Here is a 14996-nt window from a genome sequence, read left to right as displayed (position 1 = left end):
GTGGTCCCCCCACGGCTGCTGTGCGCCCCATTAGGGTCGGCGGCATGACACCAGCCCCTGCCACCACCGCGTTCGACTCGCTGCGCCTCGACGCGGTGCCCGACCAGGAATCGCTACGCCGGGCCTACGAGCTCCCCAGCGAGGCGGCCGTGCGGAAGCAGATGACCGAACTCACCGAGCAGACCCGACGGTTGATCGGCTGCTCGTCGCTGGTCCTGGTCGCCAGCGTGGACGCCGAGGGCAACTGCGACGTCTCCCCGCGCGGCGGCCCCGCCGGATTCGTCGCCGTCCTGGACGCGCGGACGGTGGCGATACCGGACGCGACAGGCAACAAGCGCCTGGACACCCTGCAGAACGTCATCGCCACCGGGCGTGCCGGGCTGCTGTTCCTCATTCCGGGGCGCACCACGACACTCAGGGTGAACGGCCGGGCCTGCGTCTCCACCCGCCCCGACCTGCTGTCGCAGCTGACCGCCGTGGGCAAGCCACCGGCCAGCGCGCTGGTGGTGGGCATCGAGGAGGTCTACCCGCACTGCCCCAAGTCGCTCCTGCGCACCGGTGTCTGGGACCCGCAGCGGTGGCTGCCGGCGGACGCCCAGCCCACCTCGGCCGAGGTGACGCTGGCCCAGCTACGGATGCCGAACCTGACGATCGCCGACATCGAGCAGGCCGAGGCGGACTCGCTGAAGTACCGGTACGAGTGACGGGGCCGACACGACGCTTCGGTGGCCTCGCTACGTTCGCCGTGGAGATCGGCGAGATCGAGCCGTACCAACTGCGGGTCGTCGACCTGTGGGCGGCTGGCAAGAGGCTGACCACCGACGACAACTACGCCTTCCTCCCGTTCTTCATCAACGCCATGCGGTCGAGCGCGGCGCAGGTGCGCCGACGCGACGTCAGGCCCTGTCCATTCCCGGACCGCACACCGGAGGAGATCTTCCGGCTGCTCCACGCGGACGACACGGAGTTCCGGGAGCAGTTCTGGTTCATGCAGTGGGGTGAGACCGTCGACAACGTCTCCAAGTACGCCTACCTGGACGACGACCTGGTGATCGTCTTCGCGTTCTGGCGGCGAACCCATCCCTTCCCGGATGACCTGGGCAAGGTCTTCGTGGCCAGGATTCCACCGGACAAGTTCGTGGCCACCGTCGAGGAAGCAGCCGATCTGCTGGACGTTGAGTTCGTTCACACCGACCCGCCCCGGTGAGCGAACCGCCACACCTACCGCGTCAAGCCCACCTTGACGACTTCGCGCGCCAGAACGCCTCGTCGCATCCCGAGTTGAGGGGACCCTGGTGTCAGTCCTCGGTGACGATGAAGGGCGTGTAGCCCTCCCCCACCTCCGTCACCTGAAGGTCGCTGAAGATGAGAGTGAGGACGTGGGCGTTCATCTCGAAGCGAACCTCATGAAAGGGGATGCCGATCCTGTCAGCCCAGGACCGCCCACGCTCGGAGTCGGCCACCACCTCGGCACCTGGGTAAAGCGACTGCCAGCGCACCGCCCAAACGAAGCCGTCCAGGTCCGGACCGACCTCCCGGTCCGTCAGCCGGTCGTCGAGCGAACGACGCCAGATGTCGGGACCCACTACCGTCCGCACCTCGGCGGAGACGCAGTACTTGAAGAGGTAACGAAGATGGACCGGCGGGATGCCGGAACGCGGGTCTGCGGTGACGTAGACAATGACTTCGTAATCGCGGATGTAGTCGGTGTACCCGTGATGTACGACAGCGCCGTCGAAGATGTCATCCAACGCCTGGCTGAGCTGCGCGATCTCCACGCTTCCGTTCTACACCCGCCGGAATCCTGCCCGACGGGGCGGCCCCGCGTCACTGTCGACCGTCAAACCCTTATCCCCACGAACTGAGCGAGGATGAGGCAGTGGATGAGCAACCCGTCTTCAGCGACCCATGGTGGGACCTACGCCAAGGCGGCCCCGCCGAACGCCAACTACAGCAGACCCTGCAAGCCGAACTCCTCACCGAGCTGGCTGCGGGCCATCCTCTCCACGACCAACCCACCAAGGTCATCGCCAAGTCCGAGGTCTCGGACGACATCGTCGTCGAACTCCCAGCCGGGCGCTGCGCACTCATCCACCTCACCTGGAGAGGTGCAGCCGAAACACCGCCTTGGCCAAAGGCCGAGTTCTACGACACCCTCGGTGACCTCGAACAGCATCTACACGAGCCAGACTGAACGACAAGGGCGAAGAGACAAGATCCGGACGCGCCGAGCCATCGACACGGCGTTCAGCGAGGGCCAGGTCACTAATGACGGCCCGGAACCCGTTGACGACTGATCGTGTTACCCGTGGCCGCGGGACGACCGTAATTGCGGCTCAGCGACCCTACGCCCGTCACTTGGCGTTGAAGTAGCTCGCTTCCGGGTGGTGGACCACGATGGCGTCGGTGGCCTGCTCCGGCATCAGCTGGAACTCCTCGGACAGCTCCACGCCGATCCGCTCGGACCCCAGCAGTTCCACGATCTTCGCCCGGTCCTCCAGGTCGGGGCAGGCCGGGTAGCCGAACGCGTACCGGCAGCCCCGGTAGTCGTTGCGCAGGATGCCGGCCAGGTCTGTCGGGTCGTCGTGCCCCAGCGGACGCCCGTCGGGCAGGGTCAGCTCGGCTCGGATGCGCCGGTGCCAGTACTCGGCGAGGGCCTCGGTGAGCTGCACGGACAGCCCGTGCACCTCCAGGTAGTCGCGGTACTCGTTGCGGGCGAACAGCTTCGCCGCGTACTCGCTGACGGGTTGGCCGACGGTGACCAGTTGCAGCGCGACCACATCGAGCTGGTCGCCCTTGGGCTTGAAGAAGTCGGCCAGGCAGAGCCGTCGCTCCTGGCGCTGGCGGGGGAACGAGAACCGGGCACGCTCCGCGTGCCCGTTCTCGTCGAGCACCACAAGGTCATTGCCTTCGGAGTACGCGGGGAAGTAGCCGTACACCACGGCTGCCTCAAGGACCTGGTCGGCGATCAGCCGGTCCAGCCAGTACCGCAGGCGCGGCCGGCCCTCGGTCTCGACAAGCTCGTCGTAGGACGGACCCTTGCCGCCCCGGGCGCCGTTCAACCCCCACTGCCCGCGGAAGGTGGCCCGCTCGTCGAGCAGCGCCGCGTAGTCGGCCATCGGCACGCCCTTGACCACCCGGGTGCCGAAGAACGGCGGGGTGGGTACCGCCACGTCGGCGGCGACATCGGAGCGTACCGACGAGTCGTGCAGCTCCGGCAGCGACTCGGTGACCACCGAACGCTGGCGCTCGCGGCGCGCTCGCCGGGTCGCGAGGGCCGCCTCCCGCTCCGGGTCGATGACCGGGGCACCGCCGCGCTTGGCGGTCATCACCTTGTCCATGAGGGACAGCCCCTCGAACGCGTCCCGCGCGTAGTGCACCTGGCCGGGGAACATCGACCGCAGGTCGTCCTCGACGTACGCCCGGGTGAGCGCCGCCCCGCCCAGCAGCACGGGCCAGCGCTCGGCGACCCCGCGCGTGGCCATCTCGGCCAGGTTCTCCTTCATGATGACGGTGCTCTTGACCAGCAGCCCGGACATGCCGATCGCGTCGGCGCGGTGCTGCTCGGCGGCGTCCAGGATGGCGCTGATCGGCTGCTTGATGCCGATGTTGACGACCTCGTAGCCGTTGTTGGACAGGATGATGTCGACGAGGTTCTTGCCGATGTCGTGCACGTCGCCGCGCACGGTGGCCAGCACGATGCGGCCCTTGCCGCCGTCCTCGGTGGTCTCCATGTGCGGCTCCAGGTACGCCACAGCGGTCTTCATCACCTCGGCGGACTGGAGCACGAACGGCAGCTGCATCTGCCCGGAGCCGAACAGCTCGCCGACGACCTTCATGCCGTCCAGCAGGATGTCGTTGATGATCGACAGCGGGGACCGGCCGCCGGCCATCGCCTCGTCCAGGTCGGCCTCCAGGCCGTTGCGCTCACCGTCGATGATCCGCCGCTTGAGCCGCTCGTCCAGCGGCAGCGCCGCCAACTCCTGCGCACGGGTGGCCCGCGCGCTCGTCACGTCGACGCCCTCGAAGAGCTCCAGGAAACGCTGCACGGGGTCGTAGCCCTCGCGGCGCCTGTCGTAGACCAGGTCGAGCGCGACCTCGCGCTGCTCGTCGGGGATCTTCGACATCGGCAGGATCTTGCTGGCGTGCACGATGGCCGAGGTCAGGCCGGCCTGCACGCACTCGTGCAGGAACACCGAGTTGAGCACCTGCCGGGCCGCCGGGTTGAGCCCGAACGAGATGTTCGAGATGCCCAGGGTGAAGTTGACCCCCGGATAGCGGCGGGCGATCTCGCGGATCGCCTCGATCGTCTCGATGCCGTCGCGGCGGGTCTCCTCCTGACCGGTGGCGATCGGGAAGGTCAGCGCGTCGATCAGGATGTCCGCGCGGTCCATGCCCCACCGGTTGGTCAGGTCGTCGATCAGCCGCGCCGCGACCCGAACCTTCCACTCCTGTGTACGGGCCTGCCCCTCCTCGTCGATGAGCAGCGCCACCACGGCCGCGCCGTGCTCGCGCACGACAGGCATCACCCGCGCGTAGCGGGATTCGGGGCCGTCGCCGTCCTCGAAGTTCACCGAGTTGACCACGCAGCGGCCGCCGAGCATCTCCAACCCGGCCTCCACCACGTTCGGCTCGGTGGAGTCCAGCATGATCGGCAGGGTCGACGCGGTGGCGAACCGGCCGGCCAGCTCCCGCATGTCCTGCGTGCCGTCGCGGCCGACGTAGTCCACGCACAGGTCGAGCAGGTGCGAGCCGTCGCGGGCCTGGCTGCGGGCGATCTCCACGCAGGCGCGGAAGTCACCGGCGAGCATCGCCTCCCGGAACGCCTTGGAGCCGTTGGCGTTGGTCCGCTCACCCACCATCAGCACCGACGCGTCCTGGGCGAACGGCACCGGGTGGTAGACCGACGAGACACCCGCCTCGTGGCGCGGCTCGCGGGCCGGGGCGGTGACGCCGTGCAGCCGCTCGGACAGCACCCGGATGTGCTCGGGGGTGGTGCCGCAGCAGCCGCCGACGAGCCCCACGCCGTACTCGGTGATGAAGCGTTCCAGGGCCTCGGCCAGCTCCACGGGAGTCAGCGGGAAGTACGCCCCGTCGGCGGTCAGCACCGGCAGGCCGGCGTTCGGCATCACCGACAGCGGGAGCCGGGAGTGCTGCGACAGGTAGCGCAGGTGCTCGCTCATCTCCGCCGGGCCGGTGGAGCAGTTGAGCCCGATGAGGTCGACCCCGAGCGGCTCGATGGCGGCGAGGGCCGCACCGATCTCGCTGCCCACCAGCATGGTGCCGGTGGTCTCCATCGCCACGTGACAGATGATCGGCACGGACTGGCCCAGCTCGGCCATCGCACGCTTCGACCCGACCACTGCGGCCTTCACCTGGAGCAGGTCCTGAGAGGTCTCGATGATCAGCGCGTCGACGCCGCCGACGATCAGGCCGGCGGCGTTCTCCTGGTACGCGTCGCGCAGGGTCGCGTAGGGGGCGTGCCCGAGGGTGGGCAGCTTGGTGCCCGGGCCGATCGAGCCGAGCACGAACCGGGGGCGCTCCGGCGTACTGGCCGCGTCGGCGGCCTCGCGGGCGATGCGCGCGCCGGCCTCGGACAGCTCCCGGATGCGCTGCGGGATGTCGTACTCGGCGAGGTTGGCGAGGTTGGCGCCGAACGTGTTCGTCTCCACGCAGTCCGCGCCGGCGGCCAGGTAGGCGTCGTGCACCCCCCGCACCACGTCCGGACGGGTCACGTTGAGGATCTCGTTGCACCCTTCGAGGCCGTCGAAGTCGTCGAGCGTGAGGTCAGCGGCATGCAACATCGTGCCCATCGCCCCGTCGGCGATGAGGATCCGATCGGTCAGCACATCCAGCAACGAAGTCCGCACCCGTTCAGGTTAGTGCGGTCCTGCCGGAACCCGAGCGCCGTCCGCGCCCGATCCCATATTGTGTCGGGCGGATCACGCTGTCCGGTTCGCTGCCGTATGCCCGGTCGTGGACCGAGCGGACCGGCGCGGCCGACGGGCCGCATCCCTGCCCGGCACGTAGGCTGGCGGACGTGAAGGACAACAGGGACGCCACCGTGCACCACGGCCCGACGACCGGGCGCGGTCCCGGTGTCGGCCGCGACGAGCAGGGTGAGGTGACGGCGTGACCGAGTTCGACGGACTGCCGGTACTGCGGTCCCCCGTGGCCATTGCCGCATTCGAGGGCTGGAACGACGCCGCCGACGCGTCCACAGCGGCCGTCGAGCACCTGGAGCAGGTCTGGAACGCGCGGCAGATCGCCGAACTGGACCCGGAGGACTTCTACGACTTCCAGGTCAGCCGGCCCACCATCACGATGGCCGACGGGGAGACCCGCCGGGTGGAGTGGCCGACGACGCGGTTCATGGTGGCGAGCCCCGAGGGCACCGAGCGGGACGTGGTGCTGATCCGGGGCATCGAGCCGAGCATGCGGTGGCGGACGTTCTGCGAGCAGGTGCTGGAGATCTGCCACAGCCTGGAGGTGGAACGGGTGGTGCTGCTCGGCGCGTTGCTTGCCGACGTGCCGTACACCCGGCCGTTGCCGATCAGCGGCAGCGCCTCCGACGCGCAGGCCGCGGAGCGCTACCAGCTCACCCCGACCCGCTACGACGGGCCGACAGGCATCGTCGGCGTGCTGCACGACGCCTGCGCCCGCGCCGAGGTCGACGCCGTGTCGTTCTGGGTGCACGTGCCGCACTACGCCAACAATCCGCCCTGCCCCAAGGCGACTCTCGCGCTGCTGCACCGGGTCGAGGAGGTCGTCGACCTGCCGGTGCCGATGGCCGACCTGGCCGAGGAGTCCGCCGAGTGGGAGCAGCGGGTGCGCAGCGCCGCCGAGCAGGACGCCGAGCTGGGTGAGTACGTCCGTGAGCTGGAGGAACGCGTCGGCGACGAGGGCATCACCCCGTTGACCGGTGACGAGATCGCCCAGGAGTTCGAGAAGTACCTCCGGCGTCGGGGCGGCTCGGCCGGTCCCACCGCCGGCTCCTGGTAGCACTGTTTCGCCGCGGGCCCTCGGACCTTCTGTGGTCCGGGGGCCCGTTTTCGCGTGTCCGGGGTGGCGCGGTCACACCCTCTAGGGCATCCTAGGAACCTAGATGTGATCAAGGAGGCGGGTGTGCAGATCAACCCCGGCGCGGCCGAGTTCCCCCACCGGCAGATCGCCGCGCAGCTCAAGGCCCAGGTCCGTCGCGGCGACTGGGGGCCCGGCGAACGACTGCCGTCCATCCCGGCCATCGCCGAGATGTTCGGCGTCGCCAAGCAGACCGTGCAGCGCGCCGTCGACCAGCTGCGGGTCGAGGGCATCCTGATCACCAAACCCGGCTCCGGTACGTACGTCCGGGGCACCCGGCGCCGACTCAACCGCCTCTCCCGGGGCCGGTACGGCGGTTTCCGCGGCTACCACACCGACCTGGCCGCCCGGTACCGCCAGCAACTCGTCTCGGTCGGCCGCTCCCCCGCCCCCGCCGAGGTCGCCGACGCGTTCGGCGTCTCCGACGGCACCGACCTGCTCTGCCGCCGCCACCTCGTCCGCACCGACGACTCCCCCGTCGAGGTGGGCGCCTCCTGGTTCCTGCCCGCCGACACCGCCGGCACCTCGCTGGAACGCGCCGAGGCGTTCGGCCGGCCGCTCTACCAGGAGGCCGAGGAGGCGACCGGCCGGCGGTACGTCTCGGCCACCGACACGATAAGCGCCCGCCAGCCCAGCCGGGAGGAGGCCGAGACCCTCCAGATCCGGCCGGACACCCCGGTGCTGCACCTGCTGCACGTCGCGTACGACGCGAACCGCAAGCCGATCGAGGTGGCCCAGGCAACCTGGCCCGGCCCCATGACCACCCTCACCGAGGAGTACAGGATCCCCGGCCCGACCCCGGACCCGGAACCCGACCCCGGCCTGGTCCTGGGCTGACAGCCGCCCACCCACCCCCGGCCCACCCCGGCCCACTCGGGTTCTTGGAAGTCGGTGGGTTGCACCGGCCTGGACACCGCGACTTCCTGAAAGTTGAGTCGATCACGCCCGCCACGGCAGCGCCCGCCAGGGTTGCGTCGACCCAACGGTCGGCCGCCGCCGGGGTGCCGGGGGTGTCCAGGTCATGGGCCAGGCGTTCGCGGCCGTTGGGCATGGCACGTAGCCGGTCCAGCGCCTCGACGCGGTTAAGGGCGGCTCGGTAGTCGGTGGCCAACCCGCGTCCCACCTGGTTTGCGTTCGCGGTAGGCGGCGCGGTCACAGTTGGCACGGCCCGCGAAATGCCGCCCACTCTCTTGCACGGATAGGTCTGTAATGCAAAGCTAACTTCATGACACACGAATCCGTCCCCCAGGCGGACGGGCCTCACGAGCTGTTGGCGGCCGTGCGCGACCTGACACGCCAGGTCCGTGTCGCCCAGCGCGGCACCTGGTTTCCGCTGCTGGTCTTCGCGGTGATCACCCTGGTCGCGATACCCGTCTACCGGTACGCCCCCTACCTCGACCTGTTCGACACCTGCCGATCCCGCCCCCAGCACACGGTCTGCATGGCGCCCAATCCGGCGCAGCTCGGATACTGGACGGTCGCGCTGGTGCTCGCCTACGCGGCGATCGCAGGCTTCTACGTACGGCAGTCCCGACGGCGTGGCGTGGGCACCCCCATCCGCCCGTACGTCGTCGTCGGCGTCGCGCTGGCCGTTCTGATGGCGGCCGTGTCGATCTGGCTGACGTTCCACCCGCTCATCCCCGTCCCCGCCGACCCCTTCTCCACCGACCCGGTCGAGATCGAGGTCGGGCCGGCTGCGTGGCTCATCAACGGGCTGGTCAGTCCCATCGCGGTCATCGCGCTGGCGCTGCTGGTGCTCGCGTGGGTCGAACGCAACTGGGCGCTGCTGGCCTACAGCCTCGTCTACCTGGCGGTCGTGATGGTGCAGGGCGGCCAGGTCTTCCACTCGACCTCGCGGTGGTTCTTCCTGCCGCACCTGCTCGTCCCGGCGGCGCTGCTGCTGCTCGGCAGTGCCGCCTTCGCCCTGTCCCGGCGGACCACCGAGGCTCCGGGGCGATGACCGACCATCCCACCAACGGCCTCGACGACGTGGTCCACCAGCGCGTCCGACTGGGCATCCTGGCCATCGCACACCAGGCCCGCCAGGTCGAGTTCGGCTTCCTGCGCACCACCCTGCAGCTGACCGCAGGCAACCTCGGGCAGCACCTGAACGTCCTGGAGAAGGCCGAGCTGATCCAGATCGAGAAGGGCTACGAGGGCAGGCGCCCACGCACCTGGGTGACTCTCACCGCCGCCGGTCAGGCAGCGCTGCGCGACGAGATCGCCCACCTCAAGCAACTCATCCAGCAGGTCGAACAAGCGGAGACGGCACCGACCGCCGACAGGTGACCGACGGCCAGCCGACGTGCGCGGACCGCATCCGGTGCCGCACGGGGGTCCGTCCCGCCCAGCCACGGGCGGCCCGGTGTCTCCACCATCGGGGCACTGATGTCTTCATCATCGAAGAGCGCCGCCACCGTTGCGTCTATACACTCGGTATATATACTGCGAGTATATCGATGGCCGGAGCGTTCCGTTCCGGCGTCGAGCAACCCAGGGGAGGACCAATGCCAACCGTGAAACCCGTTGGTGCACAGGGGATGACACGCCGTGGCCTTGTCGGAGCCACGCTGGCGGTGGGAGTCGGCGTATCGATGGGCATTGCCGGCCGCGCCACGGCGGCCACCGCCGACTCGGGCCCGGCCCGGCTCACTCTTCCCCGGCCGACCGGGCCGTACCGCGTCGGCACGGTGCCGCTGCACCTGCGCGACCGGTCACGACCGGAACCGCTGGCCGGGCCGGGACGGTACCGGGAGTTGATGGTGAGCGTCTGGTATCCCGCCGGGGACGTGCGGCGGTACCCGCTCGCCCCGTGGATGGGCGCCGCGTCGATGCGTACGCTGCTGGGCTCCGCCGGCTTCGACCCCGACGCCGTGCTGGCGCCCCTGACCGCCGGCCACGAGGGTGCCCCGGTACGGCGCCCGGGCCGACGGCTGCCGGTGGTGCTGTACTCACACGGCGCCGGAAGTCACCGGTCGGACACCACAATCATTGTCCAGGAACTGGCCAGCCACGGCTACGTGGTGGTCACGGTGGACCACACCTACGACGGGTTCGGCGAGTTCCCCGACGGCCGGGTCACCGTCCAGGAAGAGCAATTCGATTCCACCCCGTGGACCTACACCCGCGACGTCCGGTTCGTCCTCGACCAGATCGCCGAACTCGCCGCCGGGGGCAACCCCGACGTCGACCACGCGCCGCTGCCAGCCGGGCTGGGCGCCTCCCTCGACCTGAGCCGGATCGGCATGTTCGGCTGGTCGAAGGGCGGCACCGCGACGGCCCTGACCATGGGCACCGACCGACGCGTCCGGGCGGGGTTGAGCCTGGACGGCCCGATGGTGTCGCAGCCGATGCCCACCGCCGACCTGTACCGGCCGTTCATGCTGATGACGGCGGAGTCCACCCGGGCCGCGGAGCCCGCCGTCGCCGAGTTCTTCACGCATCTACGCGGATGGCGACTCAACATCCAGGCCGCCGAAGCGATCCACGCGTCGTACGGCGACAACCAGTGGCTGATTCCGCAACTGGCACGGGTCATCGGGATGAGCGACGAGGAACTCGTCGGCTGGATCGGCAATCTCGACCCCGCCCGCGCGGTCCGCATCGGGCAGGCGTACCCGCTGGCGTTCTTCGACCTGCACCTGCGGCACCGGGGCGGTCACCTGCTGAGCGGCCCGAGCCGGTCCTTCCCCGAGGTGGCGTTCATTCCGTGACGCGTTGATCGACTCGGCTTCCTGGAAATCGGTGCGTCGCACGCGGTTGGACACCGCGACTTCCCGGAAACCGAGTCGATCACCGCACGGCGGCTAGAGGCGGATGCCCAGGAGGGCGTCCACCGTCCGGGCGAAGAGCGCCGGGGCGCCCGCGTCATCGGCAACACCCGACAGTGCCGCGTCGGCCCACCGGTCCGCCACGGCGAGGGCACCCGGAGTGTCCAGGTCGTCGGCCAGGCGCTCGCGTACCCCGGCCAGCAGCTCGGCCCCGGACGGCCCGGCGGGCGCGGCGGCGGCCCGCCGCCAGCGGTCCAGGCGCTCCTGCGCGGCCGTGAGCAGCTCGTCGGTCCACGTGCGGTCACCGCGGTAGTGCCCGGAGATCAACGCCAGCCGGATCGCCATCGGGTCGACCTTGTCGGCGCGCAGCCGGGACACGAAGACCAGGTTGCCACGGGACTTGGACATCTTCTCGCCGTCCAGGCCGATCATCCCGGCGTGCACGTAGTGCTCGGCGAACGGCGCCTGCCCGGTCAACCGCTCGGCGTGCGCGGCGGAAGCCTCGTGGTGCGGGAACAGCAGGTCGTTGCCGCCGCCCTGCACGTCGATCCGGTCGCCCAGCAGGTTCAGCGCGATGACCGCGCACTCGATGTGCCAGCCCGGCCGGCCCGGCCCCAGCTCCCCGCCCGGCCAGGACGGCTCACCCTCGCGGGCCCCCCGCCAGAGCAGCGGGTCGAGCGGGTCGCGCTTTCCGGCGCGGTCCGGATCGCCGCCGCGCTCGGGGAAGATCTCCAGCATCTGCTCGCGGGTCAGGTTGGACTCGTAGCCGAACCGGCCGGTGGCGGAGATGTCGAAGTAGACGTCGCCGGTGCCGTCGTCGAGGCGGTACGCGGCGCCGTCCTTGACCAGCACCTCGACCTTGTCGGCGATGTCCGGGATCGACTCGACGGCGCCCACGTAGTGCTCCGGCGGGATGATCCGCAGCGCCTCCATGTCCTCGCGGAACAGCGCCGTCTCGCGCATCGCCAGGACCACCCAGTCCTCGCCGTCACGGGCGGCCCGCTCCAGCAGCGGGTCGTCGATGTCGGTGACGTTCTGCACGTAGCGCACCGGACGGCCGGCGTCCCGCCACATCCGCTGCACCAGGTCGAACGTGATCATGGTGGCGGCGTGGCCGAGGTGGGTCGCGTCGTACGGGGTGATGCCGCAGACGTACATGCTTCCCGCGTCGTCCGGCTCGCTCGGGTGGACACCCTGCCGCGCCGAGTCGTACAACGCCAACGGCTCACCCCTGCCCGGCAGCCGTGGCACCTCGTGTCCCGCCCAAGACTCCATGACCTCAGCCTAACCAGCCCTCAGGCGGCACCGGGCCGCCCCACGGGTGATCAAGATGACAGCGTTCACATGGGCGGCCAGGGAACGGCCGGCCAGTCCTCCGGCGGCTGCGGGAAACGACAGGTCTCCCGCAGGACGTCGATGCGGGCAGCCAGTTCCGCGACCTCGCTGATCGTCAGGTGATCGGCCAGCTCGTCCCCGAGCGCCCCGGAGACCTGCGCGGCGAGCCCGGCGAGCATCTCCACGGCGTCCGGCGGCAGCTGCTTGCCGGCCCAACCCCACAGCACCGTCCGCAGCTTGTCCTCGACGTGGAAGCTCACCCCGTGGTCCACGCCGTAGATCCGGTCGTCCGCGCCGACAAGCACGTGGCCGCCCTTGCGGTCCGCGTTGTTGATCACCGCGTCGAGCACCGCGAGGCGAGCCAGCCGGGGGTCGTCGGCGTGCGCGAGGGCGTACGCGACGCCGTCGTCGTCCCGCGCCGCCGCGATGGGGAACCACCGTGGCGGCAGCTCGTCGGCCGGCACGAACCCGACGAGCGGCTCGGCGTCGTCCGGCTCGTCGATCCAGAGCTGGCAGGAGCCGGGACCGAACGGCCCGTCGCGCAGCACTGTGGGCGGCACCAGACCCCAGCCGGTGGCGGCGGAGACCAGGTAGGCCGACACCTCCCGCCCGGCGAGCGTGCCGTCCGGGAAGTCCCACAGCGGACGCTCACCGCGCACCGGCTTGTAGACGCAGCGGGCGGTGACGCCGTCGAGGGTCAGGATGCCCCGCAGGGTGGTGTTCGACGCGTCGACCAGTCGGCCCTCCAGGTCGAGCGTGCCGTCGCGCAGCAGCCGCAGCGCGGCGTCACCGTCGCGCAGAGGCTCGAGGCCGGACAAGGTCACCTGTGGTAACCGTTGTGCCGCGGGCACAGGTGCCCGGCGGGATCCAAAGGCTGGCCGCACAGGGGGCACGGCGGCCGACCCGCGTTGACGACGCGCCGGGCCCGCTCGATGAACTGGCGGGTGGCCTGCGGGGTGAGCCGGACCCGCAGGCGGTCCAGGTCCTCGTCGGGCTCCTCGTCCTCGTCCTCGTCGTCCTCGTCGTCGTCCTCGTCGCCCAGCTCGACCTCGGGCTCCACCTCGCCGGCGGCGATCGCCTCGATCACCACGGTCGCGGTGTCCACGTCGAAGGCCAGCCCGAGGGTCCCGACCCGGAACTCCTCGTCGACCGGGGTGTCCAGCGGTTCGTTGTCGCCGATGACCGGCGCCAGCTCGGGCAGGTCGACCCCGAAGCGACGCTGCGCCTCGGTGAGCAGCTCCTCCAGCTTCTCGGCGAGCAGTGAGACCTGGACCTTCTCCAGCGCGACGCTGACCAGCCTGCCGCCGCCGCGGGCCTGCAGGAAGAACGTGCGCTCCCCCGGCGGCCCGACAGTCCCGGCGACGAACCGCTCCGGCGGTTCGAAGGCGTGCACCTGGTGGGTCATACCCACGACCCTATCCGGCCCGCCAGGGCGTCGCGCACCCCACCGACCCGATTCGCCGCAGGGGCGGCGCGCCCGGTGTAGCGAGCGCCACACCCGGGCGTGGCGGCCTTTCCGGCGTTCGCCGACGCCGCCCGGACCGGGGACGCTGCCGTCGCGCGCCTCACCGGGTCGCACCCGCCCCGCCGCCGACGGCGGCGTCCGAGTCGGCCGCCCGGGCCGTCCGCCGCCGCCGCTTGCGCGGCGCCGGGACCAGCGCGGCGAGGTCACCGCCGGTGTCGTTGAGCCGGACCAGGAACGGTCGCAGCGGCGTGAAACGGATCGCCGTCACCGACGCCGGGTCGGCCACGATCCGCTGAAAAGCATCCAGGTGTACGCCGAGCGCGTCCGCCACGATGGCCTTGATCACATCGCCGTGGCTGCACGCCAACCAGACCGCCTCGGACCCGTGCTCCGCGCTCACCCGGGCGTCCCACGCGCGGACCGCCGCCACCGCGCGGGCCGCCATCGCCGCCATCGCCTCCCCCTGCGGGAAGACCGCCGCGCTCGGGTGCTGCTGGACCACTGGCCAGAGGGGCTCCTTGGCGAGCTTCTTCAGCGGCTGCCCCTCCCAGCTGCCGTAGTCGCACTCGATCAGCCCGTCCTCGACCACCGGCGTGGCCTGCGGCAACGCCAGCTCCAGGGTCTGCCGGCAGCGGATCAGCGGGCTGGTGACGACCGCGGCCAGCGGGACCGCCCGCAGCCGCTCGCCCACCGCCGTGGCCTGGGCGCGCCCGGTGTCGTCCAGCTCGACCGGCTGCCGACCGGCCAGGCCGCCGTCGGCGTTCGCGGTGGTACGGCCGTGTCGCAGAAGCAGAAGGGTCGCCACACCGATCACCCTAGGGCCTGCGCCGCGCCCCCGACCGCCGTGGGCTCCTGATCGGGGTGCGGGGCCGGGCGGGGGTCGGGGCCGGGCGGGGGTCGGGGTGATCGACTCGCGTTCACTGAAACCGGGGTGTCTACACGTCCCGGATAGCCCGGTTTCGCCGAAGGCGAGTGGATCACCCGACGAAGGCCGCCTCCAGCGTGCGCCGTGGGATATTTGTCCGGTCCTGGGGCGTCTGGGCTGTGACCGGGTGCACCCGTGGGCCGGAATCGTGGCGGGCCGGGGGTCGTTACATACCCTGACGATCGCAGGACCACGGCCACCCCCGCCCCGTCGTGAGGGTGGGAATGGCCGGCCGGGCCGGCTCGTTGCAGACCCCGCGAACGACCGCAGGCCAGTCCCGGGTCCCGCCGAGGGCCTGGGAATGACCCCGGCCAGCCGGTCGTTACACACGGTCCCGGCGCCGTGAGCCCCCCGCTCGCAGGCCGCCGACCCCCAGACTTTCCCCCTTTGAACTGTGCAGCGCCGGACGAGGTGCTCACAC

14 protein-coding genes are annotated in these 14996 nt (G+C 70.8%); 8 read left to right on the top strand and 6 right to left on the bottom strand.

What is annotated here, in order from left to right:
* The first annotated feature begins 44 nt into the window (after positions 1 to 44).
* Entirely contained in the window at positions 45 to 704 is a 660-nt protein-coding gene (locus ACLQ26_RS23525; RefSeq protein WP_425746495.1) for an MSMEG_1061 family FMN-dependent PPOX-type flavoprotein, read from the top strand.
* Positions 701 to 1207, top strand: coding sequence for a hypothetical protein (locus tag ACLQ26_RS23520; protein WP_425746494.1), 507 nt, complete (start codon positions 701 to 703; stop codon positions 1205 to 1207). The genes ACLQ26_RS23525 and ACLQ26_RS23520 overlap by 4 nt, the downstream gene beginning before the upstream one ends.
* A gap of 91 nt (positions 1208 to 1298) precedes the next feature.
* Here the strand turns inward: ACLQ26_RS23520 and ACLQ26_RS23515 are convergent, their stop codons facing one another.
* Entirely contained in the window at positions 1299 to 1778 is a 480-nt protein-coding gene (locus ACLQ26_RS23515) for a HalD/BesD family halogenase (protein WP_425746493.1), read from the bottom strand.
* Between the two features lie 101 nt (positions 1779 to 1879).
* Between ACLQ26_RS23515 and ACLQ26_RS23510 the strand changes: the two genes are divergently transcribed.
* Positions 1880 to 2194 carry a hypothetical protein gene (locus tag ACLQ26_RS23510; protein ID WP_425746492.1) on the top strand — a complete coding sequence of 105 codons (315 nt, stop codon included), beginning with the start codon at positions 1880 to 1882 and terminating at the stop codon, positions 2192 to 2194.
* Between the two features lie 160 nt (positions 2195 to 2354).
* On the opposite strand, the gene metH is transcribed toward ACLQ26_RS23510, so the two are convergent.
* On the bottom strand, positions 2355 to 5870 hold the full coding sequence (metH, locus tag ACLQ26_RS23505) for a methionine synthase (protein WP_425746491.1): 3516 nt from the start codon (positions 5868 to 5870) through the stop codon (positions 2355 to 2357).
* A gap of 262 nt (positions 5871 to 6132) precedes the next feature.
* On the opposite strand from metH, the gene ACLQ26_RS23500 reads away from it, so the two are divergent.
* The 5 genes from ACLQ26_RS23500 (at position 6133) to ACLQ26_RS23480 (ending at position 10793) form a co-directional block, all read left to right on the top strand.
* The gene (locus ACLQ26_RS23500) at positions 6133 to 7002 is read left to right on the top strand and encodes a PAC2 family protein (RefSeq protein WP_007459801.1); all 870 of its coding nucleotides are present in this window, start codon (positions 6133 to 6135) and stop codon (positions 7000 to 7002) included.
* A gap of 123 nt (positions 7003 to 7125) precedes the next feature.
* Complete coding sequence (locus tag ACLQ26_RS23495; protein WP_425746490.1) at positions 7126 to 7917, top strand: GntR family transcriptional regulator; 792 nt, start codon at positions 7126 to 7128, stop codon at positions 7915 to 7917.
* A 388-nt stretch (positions 7918 to 8305) separates the two neighbouring features.
* Positions 8306 to 9040: a hypothetical protein gene (locus ACLQ26_RS23490; protein WP_425746489.1), complete on the top strand. Its 735-nt coding sequence runs from the start codon at positions 8306 to 8308 to the stop codon at positions 9038 to 9040.
* Positions 9037 to 9369 (top strand): transcriptional regulator, encoded by a 333-nt coding sequence (locus tag ACLQ26_RS23485; RefSeq protein WP_425746488.1) that lies wholly within the window; start codon positions 9037 to 9039, stop codon positions 9367 to 9369. Before ACLQ26_RS23490 ends, ACLQ26_RS23485 begins: the two co-directional genes overlap by 4 nt.
* A gap of 251 nt (positions 9370 to 9620) precedes the next feature.
* Complete coding sequence (locus ACLQ26_RS23480) at positions 9621 to 10793, top strand: alpha/beta hydrolase family protein (RefSeq protein WP_425746487.1); 1173 nt, start codon at positions 9621 to 9623, stop codon at positions 10791 to 10793.
* 93 nt (positions 10794 to 10886) lie between these two features.
* On the opposite strand, the gene mshC is transcribed toward ACLQ26_RS23480, so the two are convergent.
* The 4 genes from mshC to ACLQ26_RS23460 form a co-directional block, all read right to left on the bottom strand.
* On the bottom strand, positions 10887 to 12125 hold the full coding sequence (mshC, locus tag ACLQ26_RS23475; protein ID WP_425746486.1) for a cysteine--1-D-myo-inosityl 2-amino-2-deoxy-alpha-D-glucopyranoside ligase: 1239 nt from the start codon (positions 12123 to 12125) through the stop codon (positions 10887 to 10889).
* Positions 12126 to 12190: 65 nt separating this feature from the next.
* On the bottom strand, positions 12191 to 13009 hold the full coding sequence (locus ACLQ26_RS23470) for an SCO1664 family protein (RefSeq protein ID WP_425746485.1): 819 nt from the start codon (positions 13007 to 13009) through the stop codon (positions 12191 to 12193).
* Positions 13006 to 13590, bottom strand: coding sequence for a DUF3090 domain-containing protein (locus ACLQ26_RS23465; RefSeq protein ID WP_425746484.1), 585 nt, complete (start codon positions 13588 to 13590; stop codon positions 13006 to 13008). The genes ACLQ26_RS23470 and ACLQ26_RS23465 overlap by 4 nt, the downstream gene beginning before the upstream one ends.
* Positions 13591 to 13750: 160 nt before the next feature.
* On the bottom strand, positions 13751 to 14464 hold the full coding sequence (locus tag ACLQ26_RS23460; protein ID WP_425746483.1) for an MSMEG_4193 family putative phosphomutase: 714 nt from the start codon (positions 14462 to 14464) through the stop codon (positions 13751 to 13753).
* Between the last annotated feature and the right edge of the window lie 532 nt (positions 14465 to 14996).

Origin of the sequence: Micromonospora sp. DT43, assembly GCF_049841645.1 — a bacterium.
In the GTDB taxonomy this organism is placed as follows: Bacteria; Actinomycetota; Actinomycetes; order Mycobacteriales; family Micromonosporaceae; genus Micromonospora.
The sequence above is the reverse complement of the archived record's forward strand: the minus strand, read 5'-3'. Positions and strand labels throughout refer to the sequence as shown.

Bases quoted from the DNA above. Each gene is read 5' to 3' on its own strand.
- ACLQ26_RS23485 (WP_425746488.1), top strand. From the start codon at position 9,037: ATGACCGACCATCCCACCAACGGCCTCGACGACGTGGTCCACCAGCGC.
- ACLQ26_RS23465 (WP_425746484.1), bottom strand. From the start codon at position 13,590: ATGACCCACCAGGTGCACGCCTTCGAACCGCCGGAGCGGTTCGTCGCC.
- mshC (WP_425746486.1), bottom strand. From the start codon at position 12,125: ATGGAGTCTTGGGCGGGACACGAGGTGCCACGGCTGCCGGGCAGGGGT.
- ACLQ26_RS23480 (WP_425746487.1), top strand. From the start codon at position 9,621: ATGACACGCCGTGGCCTTGTCGGAGCCACGCTGGCGGTGGGAGTCGGC.
- ACLQ26_RS23525 (WP_425746495.1), top strand. From the start codon at position 45: ATGACACCAGCCCCTGCCACCACCGCGTTCGACTCGCTGCGCCTCGAC.
- ACLQ26_RS23490 (WP_425746489.1), top strand. From the start codon at position 8,306: ATGACACACGAATCCGTCCCCCAGGCGGACGGGCCTCACGAGCTGTTG.